The following is a 19,929-nucleotide window of genomic DNA, read 5'->3' as shown; positions in this document are numbered from 1 at the left end:
GTGAACCGGAGCCGGACTCGACCGTTTAGTTTGCCAGACCGTTCAACACGTGCAAAAACGTGGTTGTTCCCGAGGTGAGGGTGTGGGCTGGGTCATGCCCGGGGCGGGGGCGTCAGCGGGTGGGCTGCGGGGGGCTTCGGGCTCTGTCGGAGCAGGATCGGGGGTGGTTCAGGCCTGGTCAGGGGCGGTTCCGGGCGGCTCGGGTGCGTTCACGGCTCGGACCTGGGTGCCGGCGCGTTGCGTGGTGACGCGGCATGCCCACCGTGCGTGGTTCAAGTCACAACCGCTCAACGTTCCCGGTACGCCGTTCGGCGCAAGGTGTTGCCGTTCGACTGGATACGGCTCTGTGTTGTTGGTGCGTGTACATCAGACTGTGCGGCGTGTTCTGCACCGCTGAGCGGCCCATGGGTCAGCACTTGTGGCTGGCGTTGCCGTTCCTGTTCTCCGCTGCCGTGTTCGGCCTGATGGGGTCGGCAGGGCTGCTCACTGCTTCCTGGAGCACGGTGCCGTTGTCACCTGTGGTTTCCGGGGCTGGGGTGGCGGTGGCGGCTGCTGTTTCCGGTGGGGTTCGGTGGCGGCGCGGGTGGCAGCGGGTTTGGCTCCGGTGGCCCTACTTGGTGGGTGTTCTCGGGGTTGGGGTTGTTGTTGGGGCGGTGGAGGTTCCCGCTCTGGCTGCGACTGTGGTGGGGGTGCCGGTTCTGCTGGGGCTCGTGTTTCAGTGCTTGGTGCAGAGTGACGAGAGTCGGCAGGCTGCCGACTGCCGGTGAGGCTTTTGCGGTGCCGGTCCCAGCGGGGTTGGTTGCGTTCCTGGGGTTGGGCTGCGGTTGCGAGGGTGGTCCAGCAGGTCCTGTCGAAGCCCATGGGTGGCGATTGGGGCTTGACTTCGGGGCCCTTGCGAGGCGCTTGTCGGACCGGAAAGGCCGGGCTGAAAAGAGGCCCGGCCGAGCCACTAGTGGTAGCACCTCGCACCCAAAGTCAAGCCCCAATCGCAATCGATGGGTCCGACCGCCGACCAGCTGGGCATCAGCCCGTACGGGCTCGCTCCGCTTCGCCACGCCAGGACTCGTAGGCGGGCGGCTTGCGTCGACGGCTGACCGGTTGGGTGCGCACGCCCGGCCTGCGTACCTAGTTGCCCTGCGCTGACGAGTGCGGTTGGCACCGCGCTCGCCACCCGTCCACCTCAGCCCAAGCCCAGCCCTCCCGGAGCTGCCTCGCAGCCTGTCGTGCCTGCCTGAAACCGAGGGGACCCCTGCGGCAGCGTGCTCGTGGGGTCGGCATTCGAGTGACGGGCATGAAAAAGCCCCCGCTGACCTGCAGCGGGGGCAATTTCACGTGAAACTTACGCGCTCGTTCAGTCCTGCTCGGCGCCTGGGGTGGTCTTGGCCACCTGCATCAGGAACTCGATATTGGTGCGGGACTTGCGCAGGCGGTCCAGCAGGAGGTCGATGGCCTGCTGGCCGTCGAGGGCGTGGAGCACTCGGCGGAGCTTGTGCGTCACGGCCATCTCGTCCGGCGAGAGCAGGAGCTCTTCCTTGCGGGTGCCGGAGCTGTCCACGTCCACGGCCGGGAAGGTGCGCTTGTCGGCGATCTTGCGGTCGAGCTTGAGCTCGGCGTTGCCGGTGCCCTTGAACTCTTCGAAGATGACCGAGTCGCCCGCCGAGCCGGTTTCCACCAGCGCCGTCGCGATCACCGTGAGGGAGCCGCCGCCTTCGATGTTGCGGGCGGCGCCCAGGAAGCGCTTGGGCGGGTAGAGGGCCGTCGAGTCGACACCACCGGACAGGATTCGGCCGGAGGCCGGGGCTGCCAGGTTGTAGGCGCGGCCCAGGCGGGTGATCGAGTCGAGGAGCACGACGACGTCGTGGCCCATTTCGACGAGGCGCTTGGCGCGCTCGATCGCCAGCTCGGAGATGGTCGTGTGGTCCGACGGCGGGCGGTCGAAGGTCGAGGCGATGACCTCGCCCTTCACCGAGCGCTGCATGTCGGTGACCTCTTCCGGACGCTCGTCGACGAGGACGACCATCAGGTGGCACTCGGGGTTGTTCGTCGTGATCGCGTTCGCGATCGACTGGAGCACCGAGGTCTTGCCAGCCTTCGGCGGGGAGACGATCAGGGCGCGCTGGCCCTTGCCGATCGGCATCACCAGGTCGATGACACGGGTGGTGAGGATGTGCGGCTCGGTCTCGAGGCGCAGGCGCTCGTTCGGGTAGAGCGGCGTCAGCTTGGTGAAGTCGGGGCGGTTGCGCGCCTCTTCCGGGTCCAGGCCGTTGATCTTGTCGACGCGGACCAGCGGGTTGAACTTCTGCCGCTGCTGCTCGCCGTCACGCGGCTGGCGGACGGCGCCGGTGAGGGCGTCGCCGCGGCGCAGGCCGTACTTGCGGACCAGCGAGAGCGACACGTAGACGTCGTTCGAGCCCGCGAGGTAGCCGGACGTGCGGACGAACGCGTAGTTCTCCAGCACGTCGAGGATGCCCGCGACGGGGAGCAGGACGTCGTCGTCGCGCACCTCGGTCTCGCGGTCCTGACGGCCGCCTCCGCCCTGGTCGTCGCCGCGGCCACCGCGCCTGCGGCGGTCGCGGAAGCGGCCGCGACGGCCGCCCTCGTCGTCGCCGTCCTGCTGGTTGCCGCCCTGGCGGTCGCCACCGCGGTCGCCGCGGTCGGAACGCTCGCCGCGGTCGCGGTTGCGGTCACGGCCGCCGCGCTCGTTGCGGTCGCCACGGTCTCCGCGGTCCTGACGCTCGCCGCGGTCGGAACGCTCGGAGCGCTCACCGCGGTCCGAACGCTCGCCGCGGTCCTGACGCTCACCGCGCTCGGGGCGCTCAGCGCGCTCCTGGCGGTCGGCGCGCTCGGGACGCTGCTGCTGCTCGGGCTGCTGCTGGCCCTCGCCCTCGGCGTTGCCGCCACCACGGCCGGAACGGCGGCGGCGGTTGCCCCTGCGCCCACCGTCCTCGGCCGAACGGGAGTCGTCACCAGCGGGAACCTCGGCGGCGGCGGGCTTCTCCGTCACCTCGAGCTGCTGCTGAACAGGCTTTTCGGCGGCCGGCTTCTCGGCCTTCGCGGGCTTCTCGGCCGCGGGGGCCTCGGCCTTCGCGGCGACCTTTTCGGCCTTCGCGGGCTTCTCGGCCTTCGCCGGGGCTCCGGAGCCCTGCTTCTCCTTGATGGCCGCGATCAGGTCGCCCTTGCGCAGGCCGGCGGTTCCGGTGATGCCCATTTGGCCGGCGAGCTCGCGCAACTCAGCGAGCACCATGCCGGACAGACCCGCGCGGCGGCGCGGCGTCGTGCCGTTCGATGGGGTGGACAGAGCGTTCTCCTCGGCTCCAGAACCAGCGGCAGCTGCGACTTCGCTGCTCAGCAAATCGGTGTTGGTCACACAAGTCCTTCCTGACCAGGCCCCGCCTCCTACGCGGCCCAGCGGACCCGCCTTCCCACTTCAGCGGGGAACGGCGGTCAAGTCCGATGAAGACGGAAGCACGACGGCTGCCGGCAAGCACGGGACTTTTCTCAGATCACGGCGATCGGGTGCCTCTTTGCGTCCGCCCCGCCCGCACGGCACAGAGCCGGAACACAAAAGGATTGCGACCCGGAACGAATGTCCGGGCGCGACACCGGCGCCCGTGCGCGCAGTGACTGATCGCCCCCGAGGGTAGACGCCGCTCCCCCGGCATGCAACAACCGGGGTCGGGCGTGTCAGTCCAATGGCCGAACGCGCACGCCGGCGGCGTCGACGTCGAGTCTGCGCACGTCGAAGCCGGTCGTGTCGACCTCGTCCGGAAGATCACCGAAGGCGATCACGGTGGGTCCCGCTCCGCTCACGCAGGCGGGAACTCCCAGCTTGCGAAGATCGTTGATCACCCGAACGGTGTCGGGCCAAGCGGGTTCCCGGTAGTTCTGGTGGAGTCGATCCTCAGTCGCGGCAAGGAGAACGGACGGATCGGACGTCAGCGCGTGCACCGCGAGGGCGGCCCGCCCAGCGGCGTGCGCGGCGTCGGCGTGCGGCACCTCGGCCGGGAGCAGGCCGCGCGTCGTCTTCGTCGACGACTCGACCGCGGGGATCAGCACGAACGGGCGCACGCGTGCGTCCACGGCCATCCGGACCGCGCGATAACGCTCTCCTTCGGACCACGCAACGACAACTCCGCCGTACAAAGAGGCCGCCGCGTTGTCCGCGTGCCCCTCGAACCCGGCGGCGATTTGCAACGCGTCCGTGTCCAACTCGCGACCCAACAGGGTGAATCCGGCTACGACACCCGCCACGATCGCGGCGGCCGACGAGCCCAGTCCGCGTGCGTGCGGGATGGTGTTGCGGCACCTCAGCGCGAGGCCGCCGGTGTAGCCGGTGGCGCGGACCGCCCGCACGACGAGATGGGTCTCGTCGAGCGGGACGTCACCCGAGCCGGCACCGTCGATCGTGATCGAGAGGTGGCCTTCCGGAGCGGAGGCCACCTCCACGTCGTCGTACATGCCGAGCGCCATGCCCAGCGCGTCGAACCCCGAACCGAGGTTCGCGGTCGACGCGGGGACGGAGACGAGGAACTTCACGAGAGTTCCAGCGCGTGCGCGACGGCGCCGGGGTCGACCGGGACGGGCTCGACCTCGGTGGTGCCGAGCAGCGCCGTGTCGGGGTCCTTCAGGCCGTGGCCCGTGACGGTGCACACCACGGTCGAGCCCTTCGGCAGGCGCCCGTCCTCGGCGGTCTGGAGCAGGCCCGCGATGGACGCGGCCGACGCCGGCTCGACGAAGATGCCCTCGGACGACGCCAGCAGGCGGTACGCGGCGAGGATCTGCTCGTCGGTGACGGCGTCGATCAGGCCACCCGACTCGTCGCGGGCGTTCACCGCACCCGTCCACGACGCCGGCGACCCGATCCGGATCGCGGTCGCGATGGTCTCGGGGTTCGGCACCGGCGCACCGGACACCAGTGGCGCGGCACCGGCGGCCTGGAACCCGAACATGCGGGGCAGGCCCTGGTCGTAGGACGTGTAGCCCTTCCAGTACGCGGTGATGTTGCCCGCGTTGCCGACCGGCAGGCAGTGCACGTCCGGCGCCCGGCCGAGCACGTCGCAGACCTCCCACGCGGCGGTCTGCTGGCCGACGAGCCGGACCGGGTTGACGGAGTTCACCAGCGTGACCGGGTACTCGGCGGCGGTCTTGGACGCGAGCTCGAGGCAGTCGTCGAAGTTGCCGTCGATCTGCAGGATCTTCGCGCCGTGCATGACGGCCTGCGCGAGCTTGCCCATCGCGATCTTGCCGCTGGGCACCAGCACGGCCGCCGTCAGTCCGGCCTTGGCCGCGTAGGCCGCCGCGGAGGCCGAGGTGTTGCCGGTCGAGGCGCAGATGACGGCCTTCAGACCGGACGCCAGCGCGTACGTCATGGCCACGGTCATGCCGCGGTCCTTGAAGGACCCGGTGGGGTTCGCGCCCTCGACCTTCACCCACACGTCGCAACCGGTGAGCGCGGAGAGACGGCGTGCGTGCACCAGCGGCGTGCCGCCCTCGTGCAGCGTCACGACCTCGGCGCCCTCGGGGATCTCGATGCGGTCCCGGTAGGCGTTGATGAGACCGGGCCAGCCTGCTCTGGACGCACTCATTCTTCGCCCTCCACCCTCATGACGCTGACGACGTCCCGCACCACGGGGAGGCCACCGATTTTGTCCACAGTGGACCGCAGCGCGGCGTCGGTCGCCGCGTGCGTGACGATCACCAGGCTGGCGTCCTCGACACGGCCTTCCTGGCGCACCGCGGCGATGCTCACGTCGTGCTCCGCGAACACCGCGGCGACCTGCGAGAGGACACCGGCCTTGTCCGCGACGTCGAGGCTGATGTGGTAGCGGGTGGGCGTGTTCCCCATGGGCTGCACGGGAAGCGCCGCGTAGGCCGACTCGCGCGGGCCGTGCCCGCTCGCGACCATGTTGCGCGCCACGGCGACCAGGTCGCCGACGACAGCGCTCGCCGTCGGGGCGCCGCCGGCGCCCTGCCCGTAGAACATCATCTCCCCCGCCGCGTCGGCCTCGACGAACACCGCGTTGAACGCGCCGTTGACCGAGGCCAGCGGGTGCGTCCTGGGGATCATGGCCGGGTGCACTCGAACGGCGACTGACTCCTGGCCGGACGGGCTGACCACGCGTTCGCAGATGGCGAGCAGCTTCACCGTGCGGCCGAGCCCCTTGGCCGCCGCGATGTCCGCCGCCGAGACCGCGCGGATGCCCTCGCGGTACACGTCCGACGCCGTTACGCGCGTGTGGAACGCAAGGGACGCAAGGATCGCGGCCTTCGAAGCGGCGTCGAACCCGTCGACGTCCGCGGTCGGGTCGGCCTCGGCGTAACCGAGGCGCGAGGCCTCCTCGAGCGTCTCGCCGTAGCCCGCGCCCGTGGCGTCCATCGCGGACAGGATGAAGTTCGTCGTGCCGTTCACGATGCCCATGACGCGCGTGATCCGGTCTCCCGCAAGGGATTCCCGCAACGGGCGCAGCAACGGGATCGCGCCGGCGACGGCGGCCTCGAAGTAGAGGTCGGCACCGGAGCCGTCAGCGGCCTCGAACAGGTCGGGGCCGTGCTCGGCGAGCAGCGCCTTGTTCGCCGTCACGACGGACTTGCCGCCGCGCAGCGCCTCCAGCAGCAGCCCCCGCGTGGGGTCGATGCCGCCGATGACCTCGACGATGACGTCCACGTCGTCCGACTTCACGAGCGCCTCGGCGTCCGTGGTGAGCAGGTGCTCCGGCACCTCGCGGTGCTTGTTCGGCCTGCGCACGGCGATGCCCTTGAGCTCGACCGGCGCGCCGATGCGCTGGGCGAGGTCCTCGGCCTGGTCCGTCAGCAGCCGGACTACCTCCGTGCCCACCGTGCCACAGCCGAGCAAGGCGACCCGAATAGGTTTCACTTCCGGCACAGCCCTATACCTCCAGACGGAACAGGTCGTCCTCGGTCTCGCGACGCAGCAGCAGCCGCGCCTCCCCATCGGTCACCGCGGCGAGCGCGGGCCGTGGAAGTCGGTTGTACCCGCTCGCCATCGAGTAGCAGTAGGCCCCTGTGGCCGCGATCGCAACCAAGTCTCCCGGTGCGAGGTCATCGGGCAGCCAGCAGTCGCGAACCACGATGTCACCGGACTCGCAGTGCTTGCCCACCACACGACACAGCACGGCCCTCGACTCGGGCTCGGACGCACGTGAAACGAGCTTGCAGTCGTAGACCGCGTCGTAGAGCGCCGTGCGGATGTTGTCGCTCATGCCGCCGTCGACGCTGACGTACCGGCGGCGCGCGCCACCGTCCAGCTCGATGTCCTTGATGGTGCCGACCTCGTACACGGTGACCGTGCCGGGGCCGACGATCGCGCGGCCGGGCTCGACCGCGATGCGAGGCATCTCCAGGCCGTTGTGCTCGCACTCCTTCTGCACGATGTTGTGCAGCTGCCGGGCGAGCTCGGCGGGCGGGGGCGGGTCGTCGTCCGGGGTGTAGGCGATGCCGAGACCGCCGCCGAGGTCGACGACGTTCAGCGAAGGGACGTCTCCGTGCTCCTTGCGGATGTCGGCGAGCAGGCCGATGACGCGGCGGGCGGCGACCTCGAAGCCGGACGCGTCGAAGATCTGCGAGCCGATGTGGCTGTGCAGGCCGACGAGCTTCAGGCCACTGGCCTTGAGCACGCGCCGCACGGCCTCGGCCGCGTCACCGGACGACAGCGAGAAGCCGAACTTTTGGTCCTCGTGCGCGGTCGCGATGAACTCGTGCGTGTGCGCCTCGACGCCGACCGTCACGCGGATCAGCACCGGCTGCACCACCCCGCGTTCGCGCGCGATCTGGTCGAGGCGCGCGATCTCGTGGTAGCTGTCGAGGACGATCCCGCCGACGCCCGCCTCGACGGCCGCGACGAGCTCGGGAACGCTCTTGTTGTTGCCGTGCAACGCGATCCGCTCGGCCGGGAACTCGGCCCTGAGCGCGATGGCGAGCTCGCCGCCGCTGCACACGTCGATGGAGAGGCCCTCTTCGGCCACCCACTTCGCGACCTGCACGCTCAGGAACGCCTTGGACGCGTAGTGCACGAGCGTCGGGTCGCCGAACGCCTCGGCGTGCTCGCGGCAGCGCGCGCGGAAGTCCTGCTCGTCCATGACGAACAGCGGGGTGCCGTACTGCTCGGCCAGCTCGCGCACGTCGACGCCGGCGAGCTCCAGCACGCCCGCGTCGGTGCGCTTGGCGTTGCGGGGCCACACCGTCGGGTGCAGGAAGTCGATCTGGTCGGTGGAGGAGGGACGGTCGCCGGCGGTGTTGCCGGGCGCCGTGACATCGGCGTGCCGAGGTCCGGCGGGGTGTGCTCGCATTACATTCGCTCCGGTGCGGTGACGCCGAGCAGGCCGAGGCCCGCTCCGAAAACATGCCTGGTGGCGGCGCAGAGGGTCAGCCTCGCCTGGTGCAGCGGGGTGGTCTCCTCGTCGCCCTGGGGGAGGACGCGGACGCCGTTCGTCCGGTCGTAGAAGCGGTGGAAGGTGCCGGCGAGCTCTTCGAGGTAGCGCGCCACCCGGTGGGGTTCGCGCAGGTCGGCGGCGGTGGCGACGACCCTGGGGAACTCGCCGATCGTGCGGATCAGGTCGCCTTCGCGCTCGTGCACCAGCAGGGAGAGGTCGTCCCCCTGCGTGACCCCGAGGTCGGCGGCGTTGCGCAGCACGCCGGAGATGCGGGCGTGCGCGTACTGGACGTAGTAGACCGGGTTCTCGTTGTTGTGCTTGCGCAGCAGGTCGAGGTCGATGTCGAGGCTGGAGTCGACGCTCGACCGGATCATGGCGTAGCGGGCGGCGTCCACCCCGACCGCGTCGACCAGGTCCTCCAGCGTGATGACCGTGCCCGCGCGTTTGCTCATCCGGACGGGCTGGCCGTCGCTGACGAGGTTCACGAGCTGGCCGATCAGCACCTCGACGCTGTCCGGGTCGTCGCCGAGGGCGGCCGCCGCTGCTTTGAGGCGCGCGATGTAGCCGTGGTGGTCCGCGCCGAGCATGTAGATGCAGAGGTCGAAGCCGCGGCCGCGCTTGTCGACCAGGTACGCGATGTCGCCCGCGATGTACGCCGGGTCGCCGTCGCTCTTGATGACGACGCGGTCCTTGTCGTCACCGAAGTCCGTGGACCGCAGCCACCAGGCGCCGTCCTTCTCGTACAGCGAGCCGGTGGCCTTGAGCCTCGCGACGGCCTCGTCCACGCGACCGCTCCGGTGCAGCGAGTCCTCGTGGAAGTAGACGTCGAAGTCGGTGCCGAACTCGTGCAGGCTGCGCTTGATCTCCTCGAACATGAGCCCGACGCCGACCCTGCGCACGGTCTCGGGGTCGCCGAGCGCCCCCGGTTCGCGGCGCAGGACCTCGGCGGCGATGTCGCTCACGTACGTGCCCGCGTAGCCGTCCTCCGGGGCCGGTTCGCCCTTGGCGGCGGCGATCAGCGACCGGACGAACCTGTCGATCTGCGCGCCGGCGTCGTTGAAGTAGTACTCGCGGGTGACGTCGGCGCCGCGGGCCTGCAGCACCTTGCCGAGCGCGTCGCCCACGGCCGCCCAGCGCGCGCCACCGAGGTGGATCGGGCCGGTCGGGTTCGCGGAGACGAACTCCAGGTTGATGCGCCTGTTCACGAGCTCGGAGCCGGTGCCGTAGAAGTCCTCGAGGGCGGCACGAACGATCGCTCCCTGGGCCTCGCTGGCGATCGTGAGGTTCAGGAAGCCGGGACCGGCCACGTCGGCCTTCGCGATGGCGGGCTGGGCGAGCAGGGCCTCGGCGAGCCACGCCGCCAGGTCGAGCGGCGGCACACCGGCCTTCTTGGCGAGCTGCAACGCGACGTTCGTGGCGTAGTCCCCGTGCCCGGGGTTCCTGGGTCGCTCGACCGTCACCTGCTCCGGCAGAGAGGTGGCGGGAAGGCCTCGGTCCGCCAGCAACTGCGCAACCGTGGTCCGGACCAGATCGGCGAGCACTTCAGGGGTCACGCCAGAAGAGTTTAGAGAAGCGTTGTCGCAGGTCTCGACCGGGTTACCGGGTCTCGGAGGGTGAGACGGCAAGTGTTAACGCGGACGTGGTAATGCCCTGCGCTGACAGTGATCAGACACGATGTCCCTACACTGGCGCCGGTTGACCAGGACGACATCTGAGGCGGACATGACCAGCGGCAAGAAGACGAAGGCCACACGCAACAGCGTGGCCGCAGCCCGTTCCTCGGTGGTGGCGAGCAAGCCCAAGCCGTGGGGCACGATCATCGCGGTTGTGGCGGTGCTGGCCCTCGCGGGCGGTGTTTTCGGATATGCGTACATGCAGATCCACGAGAACAACGTCAAGGAGGCCGCCCTGGCCAAGTGGAAGCCCTCCGACACGAACAAGGACCCGTCGCTGCAGCTCGCGGGCATCGTGTCCAAGGAGTACAAGGGCTCCCGCCACGTCACCGCGGAGCAGCGCGTCGCGTACGACCAGACTCCCGCCTTCGGTGGTCCGCACGACGCCACGTGGGCCGACTGCACCGGTGTCGTCTACGACAAGGCCGTGCGCACGGAGAACATGGTCCACGGCCTGGAGCACGGCGCCGTGTGGATCGCGTACAACCCCGACCAGGTCAAGGACGACGCGCTCAACAAGCTGAAGGTCAAGGTCGAGGGCATCCCGTACATGGCGCTGTCGCCGTTCCCGGGCCTCGACAAGCCGATCTCGCTGCAGTCCTGGGGTCACCAGCTGAAGCTGGACAACGCCGACGACGAGCGCATCGACCAGTTCATCTCGTCGCTGCTGCGCAACCCGAACACCTACCCCGAGGTCGGCGCGTCCTGCGAGAACTCGCAGTTCCTCGCCAACCCGGCCCCGTTCGTGGCCGAGAAGCCGGGCGCCGACGCCGTGCCGATGGACGGCGGCAAGGACGAGTCCCTCACCGAGGGCCAGCAGCAGAACCCGAGCATGCCGCCCGCGTCGGGTTCCGCCTCGACGCCCCCGTCGAGCTGATGACCGCACCCACCGACGACGACGTGACCGAGGACGAGGTCTCCACCGCACCTTCGGGTGTGGCCAGGACCCTCGTCATCGGCGCGGCGGTCCTCGCCGTGCTCCTCCTGGGCGCGGCCGTCGGACTCCTCGTCAAGCTCCCCGGCTCCTCCACCTCCTCCGCGGCCCCGGCATCGGGCTCCGTGGACGTGGGCTTCTGCCAGGACATGTCCATGCACCACCTGCAGGGCATCCAGATGGCGAACATCGCCCGCGACCGCTCCACCGACCCGGAGATCCGCCAGCTCGCCTTCGACATCTCCTCCACCCAGCTCGAACAGGTGGGGCGGATGAAGGGCTGGCTGATGATGTGGAACGAGCACGAGCAGAACATCTCCGGCGTCTACATGAAGTGGATGGACGCGGCCGGCGTCCACGGCCACGGCGCCACCACCCCGGAGGCCGGCAAGCCGATCATGCCCGGCATGGCCACCACCGACGAGCTCACCAAGCTCCGCACCATCCCCGCGGGCACGGAGTTCGACGTGTACTGGCTGCAGCTGATGCTCCGCCACCACATGGGCGGGGCCCCGATGGCCGAGTACGCCTCGACCGCGGCGGGCCAGTCGTTCGTGCGCACGCTGGCCGACAACATGCTGAAGTCGCAGTCGGCCGAGACCGAGCTGATGAAGGACTACCTGGCGAAGCGCGGAGCCGCCCCGCTGCCGTAGCCACGAAGTTCACGTGAGAGGGCCGTCCCCGGAGTTGCGGGGGCGGCCCTTTCGCTTTGCCTACGGCGGTGCGGGGAGCGCCGTGCAGGGCGAGACGGACAGGGCGAGACGGGTACGGCAAGTCGGGTCAAGGATGGCTTTAGGGCCTGGCGAAGCCGGAGGCGAGCCCGACCGAGCGCGCGCTCAGGGCAATGGCGCAGCCGAGCCCAGCCAAGACCCAACGCAATGCCGAAGGCGAGGCGTCCTTCCCTCACGCGCCGTCAAGCCGGTGTGGTGACGTGCCCACCCAACTCAGCCACGCACCAACGAGATTGGGGCTTGACTTTGGGTGCGAGGTGCTACCACTTGTGGCTCGGCCGGGCCTCTTTTCAGCCCGGCCTTTTCCGGTCCGACAAGCGCCTCGCAAGGGCCCCGAAGTCAAGCCCCAATCTCTATCGACGCGAAGCGGCGATGAAATGACCCGGCTCGTCAAAGTCTTTGCACCAAAGCCGACCCACCGCGAAGGCGACCCGCGCACCCCATGGACAACCGCCTACCTCTGAGTAACGTAGGTCACACCTACTGGGAGGTAACCCATGACCGTCGACGAGCGCGCGGCCAGGCAGGTCGCCGAACAAGCACGGGAAACCCGCTGGCAGCGACCGAGCTTCGGCAAGGAGCTCTTCCTCGGCCACTTCCGCCTGGACCTGATCCACCCCCACCCGACCGGCTCCGAAGAAGACCGCAGCAGAGGCGAAGCCTTCCTGACCAAGCTCCACACCTTCACCGAACAGCACATCGACAACACCGTCATCGAACGCGACGCCCAGATCCCGGACGACGTCCTCAAGGGCCTCAAAGACCTCGGCGCGTTCGGCATGAAGATCAAACCCGAGTACGGCGGCATCGGCCTGACCCAGGTCTACTACAACAAGGCCCTGATGCTCGTCGGCTCGGCCAGCCCGGCGATCGGCGCCATGCTGAGCGCTCACCAGTCCATCGGCGTCCCCCAGCCGATCGCCATGTTCGGCAACGAGGAGCAGAAGCGGGAGTTCCTCCCGAGGTGCGCGAAGGGCGAGATCACCGCCTTCCTGCTCACCGAACCGGACGTCGGCAGCGATCCGGCCAGGCTCGGCACCACGGCCACCGAGGACGGCGACGACTACGTCCTCAACGGCGTGAAGCTCTGGACCACCAACGGAGTCGTGGCCGACCTCCTCGTGGTCATGGCCCAGACGCCCAAGGGCATCACGGCGTTCGTCGTGGAGGCGGACGCGGAGGGCATCACCGTCGAGAACCGCAACGCCTTCATGGGCCTTCGCGGCCTGGAGAACGGCGTCACCAGGTTCCACGACGTCAAGGTTCCCAAGAAGAACGTCATCGGCAAGGAGGGCGCCGGCCTCAAGATCGCCCTGGCCACCCTCAACACGGGCCGGCTGAGCCTCCCCGCCCTCTGCGCGGGAAGTGCCAAGTGGTGCCTCAAGATCGCCCGCGAGTGGTCCGGCGAACGCATCCAGTGGGGCCTTCCGGTGGGCAAGCACGAGGCCATCGCGGGCAAGATCGCCTACATCGCCGCCACCGCGTACGCCCTGGAGGCCGTTCTCGACCTGAGCTCCGAACTGGCCGACGCCGGCAGCCACGACATCCGCATCGAAGCGGCACTGGCCAAGCTCTACGCGTCCGAGAAGGCCTGGCTGGTGGCCGACGAGCTGGTCCAGATCCGCGGCGGCCGCGGCTACGAGACGGCCGAGAGCCAGGCGGCACGAGGAGAACGCGGCATCGCGGCCGAGCAAGTCCTGAGAGACCTGCGCATCAACCGCATCTTCGAGGGCTCGACGGAGATCATGCACCTGCTGATCGCCAGGGAGGCGGTGGACGCGCACCTGTCGGTCGCCGGCGACATCATCGACCCCGACGCCGACCGCAACGCCAAGGTGAAGGCCGCCGCGAAGGCGGGCGCGTTCTACGCCAAATGGCTGCCGACGCTCGCCGTGGGCAAGGGCCAGACACCCGTCGGCTACACGGAGTTCGGGCCGCTCGCCAAGCACCTGCGGTTCACCGAACGGTCGGCGCGCAAGCTGGCGCGGCAGACGTTCTACGCCATGTCGCGGTGGCAGGGGAAGATGGAGCGCAAGCAGCGGTTCCTCAGCCGGATCGTGGACATCGGCGCCGAGCTGTTCGCGATCTCCGCGGCCTGCGTGCGTGCGCAGCAGGACAAGAACCCCAACGCACTCGCGCTCGCCGACGCGTTCGCCAAGCAGGCGCGGATCCGGGTGGACGAGCTGTTCGAGAAGCTCTGGAAGAACACCGACGACAGCGACCAGGCGCTCGCCTCCCAGGTGCTCGACGGCGACTACACCTGGCTGGAGCAGGGCGTGCTCGACACGTCCATCCCCGGCAGCTGGATCGCCGACTCCACCCACAGGGAGTCGACGGCGGCGAACGTTCACCGCCCGACGCCCCGTTAGCCCCGTTGCGCACTGGGCAGGCTGATGGTGGTGCGGGCGCGGCACCTGCCCAGTGCACGGCCGGTAGGGGGCTACGTCCCCCGCATCCCCCTACCGACTCCCCTTGCAACGGAAGGACACAACCCTCCAGGTGGAGGTGTCGGTAACGCTAAGCCACAAAACGCCGTTAACAGTTACGACAATTGAGTGAACTACCAGGTGAGGGGTGCTCAACTACTCTCAGAGAGTAACTTCGAAGACCAATTCACGTGCGGCCTCCAGGCCCATCGCGATGGCTCCGGAGAGCACCGCTCCGTCACCCAGCGAGCCCGCCACGATCCGCGGCGCCAACGGCGTCATCGTGCGCAGCGCGGCCTCCATGGGTTCCAGCAGCAGGTCGACGTTCGAGCCGACACCGCCGCCCAGCACCACCAGCTCCGGGTCGATCACCGCGGTCACGGCGGCCACCAGGAACGCGATCCGCTCCGCCTCCAGCCGCACGACCTCCAGCGCACGAGCGTCACCTGACCGCGCCTGCGAGAACACCTCACGGGCCGTGCGCGCCGTCAGTCCGCGCTCCCGTGCCGCCGCCACAACGGAACCGGCCGACGTCGCGTCCTCGAACTGTCCACGTCGGACGTCCGAACCGGACGGTCCGAACGGCAGGAACCCGACCTCGCCCGCCGCCCCGTGCGCGCCGCGGAACAGCACGCCGTCCACGACGATCCCCATGCCCACGCCGGTCCCGACGGTCGCGCACACGAACACCCGCGCGTCGCGGGCGGCGCCGTACACGTGCTCCCCCAACGCGGCCAGGTTCGCGTCGTTCTCCACCAGCACGACCGGCCCGAGCGCGGCCTCCAGCCCGTCCAGCACGCCGTCGGACTCCCAGCCGGGCAACTGCGGCGCGTGCCGCACGACCCGCGTCCGCCGGTCGATCACGCCGGGGCTGCCGATCACCTTCACCACGGCGTCCGTGAGAGCGATCCCAGCATCCGCCGCGGTACGCGCCGCGAGGTCGGTGACGGTCCGCACGAGGGCTGCGGCCGAGCGGCTGCGGTTGCGTTCGTCCACCCTGGCCACCACGGCCCCACCCAGGTCGGCCAGCGCCGCCCGGATCCGTTCGCGGCCGATGTCGACGCCCAGCACGTACCCGGCCGCGGGGTTGGGCTCGTAGACCATCGCCGACCTGCCAGGACCTGCCGTCGTGCGGCCGATCGGACGCACCAGGCCGTGCCGTTCGAGATCGACCAGCGCCTGGCCGACGGTCGGTTTGGACAGGCCCGTGTCCTTGGCGATCTGCGGGCGGGTGGCGGCACCCAGACGGCGCAACAGGTCGAGCACAGCGCGTTGGTTGAGCACGCGCATGCCCGCTGGTGTACCCACCTCTGGCGGCTTGCGGTCGCTCACCGGCCGATTCTAGATCTTGATCGCCAGGTAATACCCGCAACTGTGGAGAGGACAGGTTGCACGACAATTCCCGTCTTGTCCCTTGACAACGATGTCACGTGCAGAAACGCTCCCTGGCACATGGGGCAGGCGGGCGGAAGGGTTGCAATGAGGCACCTGCGCAAGAGACGTACTACAACCCTGTTGAGCGTTGCGATTACTGCGACACTGGTGAGCGGCGTCACCAACGGCTACGCGGCCGCCGCACCAGAGGAGCCAGGAGTGGGTTTTTCGTCGTCCTTTGAGGACGGTCAGCCACAGCCTTCGTGGTCGAACACGGTCGAGACCGACGCGTCGGGCAACCCGAAGGCGTCCGGCGTGATCGGTTCGGACGGCTCGGGCATCCCCGGCAACGTCTCGGACAAGGTCGTCGAGGTCAAGGCCAACGGCGAGTACGCGGAGTCGGGCGAGGTGAAGGAGAACCTCGTCGACGGCAGCGTCAACACCAAGTGGCTCGTCTTCGCCACCACCGGCTGGGCGACGTTCAAGTTCGACGAGGCCCGCACGATCAAGAAGTACGCGCTCTCGTCGGCCAACGACTCCCCCGAGCGCGACCCGAAGAACTGGACGCTGCAGGGCTCTGCCAACGGAACCGACTGGACGGTGCTCGACACCCGCGCCGGCGAGACGTTCCCCGAGCGCTTCCAGACCAAGACCTACGAGATCGCGGCGCCGCAGTCGTTCCAGCACTACAAGCTGGACGTGACGCTGAACAACGGCTCCACGAACATCGTGCAGCTCGCCGAGGTGCAGCTCTCCGACGGCTCCACGAACCCGCCGGCGCCCAACATGCGCAGCGTGGTCGGCAACGGCCCCACGGGCGGTTACACGGCCAAGTCGCGGGCCGGCTGGACGGGCGTCAAGGCGTTCCGCACCCAGGGCCGCCACACCGCGGACGGCAGGGCGTACAGCTACAACAAGGTCTTCGACGTCGACGTGCCCGTCACGGCCAAGACCGAGCTGTCGTACATGATCTTCCCGGAGTTCATCACCGACAACCTGACCTACCCGAGCACGTACTCGTCGGTGGACCTCGCGTTCTCCGACGGCACGTACCTGAGCGACCTCAAGGCCGTCGACCAGCACGGCGCGACGCTGTCGCCGCAGGGCCAGGGCGCGGGCAAGTTCCTCTACACCAACCAGTGGAACAAGGTCGCGTCCACGATCGGCGCGGTCGCCGCCGGCAAGACGATCAAGCGGATCCTGGTCGCCTACGACGGTCCGAAGGGCCCGACGGACCTCGCCGCCTGGTACGACGACATCCGCATCGGCGACGTCGTCACCAAGCAGTACGCGAAGCCTTCCGACTACGTGCTGACCACGCGTGGCACGAACTCGAACGGTTCCTTCTCGCGGGGCAACAACTTCCCGGCGACGGCGGTGCCGCACGGCTTCAACTTCTGGACCCCGATGACCAACGCGGGTTCGCAGAGCTGGCTGTACGAGTACGCGCAGCGCAACAACGCGCAGAACCTGCCGACGCTGCAGGCGTTCACCACCTCGCACGAGCCCAGCCCGTGGATGGGTGACCGGCAGACGTTCCAGGTCATGCCGTCGGACAAGGCGCCGACGCAGGACCGCGCGCTGCGGGCGTTGCCGTTCAAGCACGACAACGAGGTCGCGAAAGCGCACTACTACGGCGTGACGTTCGAGAACGGCATGAAGACCGAGATCGCGCCGACCGACCACGCGGCGGTCTTCCGGTTCACGTTCAACGACGGGGCCCAGAAGAACCTCGTGTTCGACAACGTGAACAACAACGGCGGGGTCACCCTCGACGCCGCCAACGGTGTCGTGACGGGCTACTCGGACGTCAAGAGCGGCCTCTCCACCGGCGCGACCCGCCTGTTCGTCTACGGCAAGGTCGACAAGGCCGTGACGGCGAGCGGCAAGCTCACCGGCATGGGCCGGGACAACGTGGGCGGCTACTTCTCGTTCGGCGACAAGACCGTCGAGCTGCGGATCGCCACCTCGCTGATCTCCGTCGACCAGGCGAAGTCGAACCTGGAGCAGGAGGTCAAGGGTTCGGACACGTTCGACTCGGTGCGCGACAAGGCGCAGGCCGCGTGGGACAAGGTCCTCGGCATCATCTCCGTCGAGGGCGCGTCCGAGGACCAGCTGATCACGCTGTACTCCAACCTCTACCGCCTGTACCTGTACCCGAACTCGGGCTTCGAGAACGTCGGCGGTGTCACCAAGTACGCGTCGCCGGTGTCGCCGGGGACCGGCCAGAACACGCCGACCCAGACCGGCGCCAAGATCGTCGACGGCAAGGTCTACGTCAACAACGGGTTCTGGGACACCTACCGCACGACCTGGCCCGCCTACTCGCTGTTCACGCCCTCCAAGGCGGGCGAGATGGCCGAGGGCTTCGTCCAGCAGTACAAGGACGGCGGCTGGATCTCGCGCTGGTCCTCCCCCGGTTACGCGGACCTGATGACCGGTACGAGCTCCGACGTGGCGTTCGCCGACGCGTATCTCAAGGGCGTCAGCAACTTCGACATCAAGGCTGCTTACGACGCCGCGGTGAAGAACGCGTCCGTCGTGCCGCCGAGCAACAACGTCGGCCGCAAGGGCATGGACAAGTCGATCTTCCTCGGCTACACCGGCAACGACCAGCTGGACGAGGCGTGGTCGTGGGCGATCGAGGGCTACCTCAACGACTTCGGCATCGCGTCGATGGCGAAGGCGCTGCACGAGAAGACGGGCGAGAAGCGGTACGCCGAGGAGTACGAGTACTTCCTCAACCGCGCCCAGAACTACGTGCTGACGTTCGACAAGCGGATCGACTTCTTCCAGGGACGCAACGTCGACGGCTCGTGGCGCGTCGAGGACCCGGCGAAGTACAACCCGCAGGACTGGCGGTACGACTACACCGAGACCAACGGCTGGAACATGGCGTTCACGGTGCCGCACGACGGACAGGGTCTCGCGAACCTGTACGGCGGACGGGACAAGCTCGCCCAGAAGCTGGACTCGTTCTTCACCCTGCCCGAGACCGCGAAGTTCCCCGGCGGCTACGGCGGCGTGATCCACGAGATGGTCGAGGCGCGGGACGTGCGGATGGGCCAGTACGGCCACTCCAACCAGCCGTCGCACCACATCGCCTACATGTACAACTACGCGGGCAAGCCCTCCGGCACCCAGGAGAAGGTGCGCGAGATCCTGTCGCGCCTGTACGTGGGCTCGCAGGAGGGCCAGGGCTACGCGGGCGACGAGGACAACGGCGAGATGTCGGCCTGGTACCTCTTCTCGGCGCTCGGCTTCTACCCGCTGCAGATGGGCAAGCCGGCCTACGCGATCGGTTCGCCGCTGTTCACCAAGGCGACCGTGAACCTGGAGAACGGCAAGAAGCTCGTCATCAACGCGCCGAAGAACAGCGCGAAGAACATCTACGTGCAGGGCGTGAAGGTCAACGGCAAGGCGTGGAACAAGACGTCGCTGCCGCACGACCTGCTCTCGGCCGGCGCGACGATCGACTTCGACATGGGCCCGAAGGCGTCCGCCTGGGGCACGGGCGCGAACGACGTGCCGGACTCGATCACGACGGGCAACGCCGTTCCGACGCCGTTGCGCGACGTGGCGTCGGGTGTGTCCACCGGTGCGCTCGTGGACAACAACTCCGGGACGTCCGCGGTGGTGAAGTCGTTCGACTTCAAGCCTTCCGACGTCAAGGAGAAGGCGGAGTTCTACACGCTGACCAACGGCAAGACGGGCACGTCGCCCTCGGCCTGGGAGCTCAAGGGTTCCTACGACGGCAAGACGTGGTCGACGGTCGACAAGCGGTCCGGTGAGAACTTCCAGTGGCAGCAGTACACGCGCTCGTTCAAGATCGCGTCGCCCGGCCGGTACAACTTCTACCGGCTGGAGTTCTCCGGCGACGTGACGCTGTCCGAGTTCGAGCTGCTCTCGAAGCCGCTGGCGGCCCCCACCACCACGGTGACCGGCACGGTCAGCGGTCCGCTGCAGGTCAAGGGCGTGACCTATGTGGACGGTGCGACGATCAACGGCCCGGTGACCGTCGCCAGTGGCGCCACGCTCTACGTCTTCGGCGGCGAGATCAAGGGTCCGCTGTCGGCGTCGAGCGCGGCCTCGGTGGTGCTCGTCGGCACCAAGGTCGGCGGCCCGGTGTCGGTGAACGCCTCCGCGACCGAGGTGGCGCTGGAGAACACCACCGTTGGTGGCCCTGTGTCACTGACGGGGAACAAGACCAGGTCAGTCGTGGCGGCCACGTCGGTCGGCGGGCCGTTGTCCTGCACGGGCAACACCCCGGTGCCATCGAACAACGGCTTCGCGAACGACGTGAAGGGTCCGAAGGCAGGACAGTGCACTGGGCTGTAACGCCCAACTGGTCCTGATGCTCGCAGGAAAGGCCGCGTTCCGTCACGGAGCGCGGCCTTTCCC

Annotated in this window: 11 protein-coding genes; 4 read left to right on the top strand and 7 right to left on the bottom strand. The window is 68.8% G+C overall.

The features are described from left to right. Positions 1–1,351: 1,351 nt before the first annotated feature. From rho to argS, 6 genes are all read right to left on the bottom strand, one after another. Positions 1,352–3,367, bottom strand: coding sequence for a transcription termination factor Rho (gene rho, locus ACQEU1_RS32915; RefSeq protein WP_433210116.1), 2,016 nt, complete (start codon positions 3,365–3,367; stop codon positions 1,352–1,354). A 317-nt stretch (positions 3,368–3,684) separates the two neighbouring features. Next, a complete protein-coding gene (thrB, locus tag ACQEU1_RS32910) occupies positions 3,685–4,536 on the bottom strand; it encodes a homoserine kinase (protein ID WP_433210114.1) in 852 nt (283 codons plus the stop codon). Continuing rightward, positions 4,533–5,585, bottom strand: coding sequence for a threonine synthase (thrC, locus tag ACQEU1_RS32905; RefSeq protein WP_433210112.1), 1,053 nt, complete (start codon positions 5,583–5,585; stop codon positions 4,533–4,535). Before thrC ends, thrB begins: the two co-directional genes overlap by 4 nt. Beyond that, the gene (locus ACQEU1_RS32900; protein WP_433210110.1) at positions 5,582–6,883 is read right to left on the bottom strand and encodes a homoserine dehydrogenase; all 1,302 of its coding nucleotides are present in this window, start codon (positions 6,881–6,883) and stop codon (positions 5,582–5,584) included. The genes thrC and ACQEU1_RS32900 overlap by 4 nt, the downstream gene beginning before the upstream one ends. 4 nt (positions 6,884–6,887) lie before the next feature. Next, positions 6,888–8,306, bottom strand: a complete 1,419-nt coding sequence (gene lysA / locus ACQEU1_RS32895; RefSeq protein WP_433210108.1) for a diaminopimelate decarboxylase — start codon at positions 8,304–8,306, stop codon at positions 6,888–6,890. Then, positions 8,306–9,943 carry an arginine--tRNA ligase gene (argS, locus tag ACQEU1_RS32890; protein ID WP_433210106.1) on the bottom strand — a complete coding sequence of 546 codons (1,638 nt, stop codon included), beginning with the start codon at positions 9,941–9,943 and terminating at the stop codon, positions 8,306–8,308. The genes lysA and argS overlap by 1 nt, the downstream gene beginning before the upstream one ends. A gap of 169 nt (positions 9,944–10,112) precedes the next feature. Between argS and ACQEU1_RS32885 the strand changes: the two genes are divergently transcribed. The 3 genes from ACQEU1_RS32885 (at position 10,113) to ACQEU1_RS32875 (ending at position 14,097) form a co-directional block, all read left to right on the top strand. After that, positions 10,113–10,940 carry a DUF3105 domain-containing protein gene (locus tag ACQEU1_RS32885; protein ID WP_433211915.1) on the top strand — a complete coding sequence of 276 codons (828 nt, stop codon included), beginning with the start codon at positions 10,113–10,115 and terminating at the stop codon, positions 10,938–10,940. Continuing rightward, positions 10,940–11,650, top strand: coding sequence for a DUF305 domain-containing protein (locus ACQEU1_RS32880; protein ID WP_433210104.1), 711 nt, complete (start codon positions 10,940–10,942; stop codon positions 11,648–11,650). The genes ACQEU1_RS32885 and ACQEU1_RS32880 overlap by 1 nt, the downstream gene beginning before the upstream one ends. 575 nt (positions 11,651–12,225) lie before the next feature. Continuing rightward, positions 12,226–14,097: an acyl-CoA dehydrogenase family protein gene (locus tag ACQEU1_RS32875; protein WP_433210102.1), complete on the top strand. Its 1,872-nt coding sequence runs from the start codon at positions 12,226–12,228 to the stop codon at positions 14,095–14,097. Between the two features lie 219 nt (positions 14,098–14,316). On the opposite strand, the gene ACQEU1_RS32870 is transcribed toward ACQEU1_RS32875, so the two are convergent. Continuing rightward, entirely contained in the window at positions 14,317–15,486 is a 1,170-nt protein-coding gene (locus tag ACQEU1_RS32870) for an ROK family transcriptional regulator (RefSeq protein ID WP_433210100.1), read from the bottom strand. Positions 15,487–15,633: 147 nt separating this feature from the next. On the opposite strand from ACQEU1_RS32870, the gene ACQEU1_RS32865 reads away from it, so the two are divergent. Next, positions 15,634–19,866, top strand: a complete 4,233-nt coding sequence (locus tag ACQEU1_RS32865; RefSeq protein ID WP_433210098.1) for a GH92 family glycosyl hydrolase — start codon at positions 15,634–15,636, stop codon at positions 19,864–19,866. Positions 19,867–19,929 lie beyond the last annotated feature (63 nt).

This window comes from Lentzea sp. CA-135723 (assembly GCF_050936595.1).
Classification (GTDB): Bacteria; Actinomycetota; Actinomycetes; order Mycobacteriales; family Pseudonocardiaceae; genus Lentzea.
Note: the sequence above shows the minus strand (reverse complement) of the source record. Positions and strands in the feature narration are given on the sequence as shown.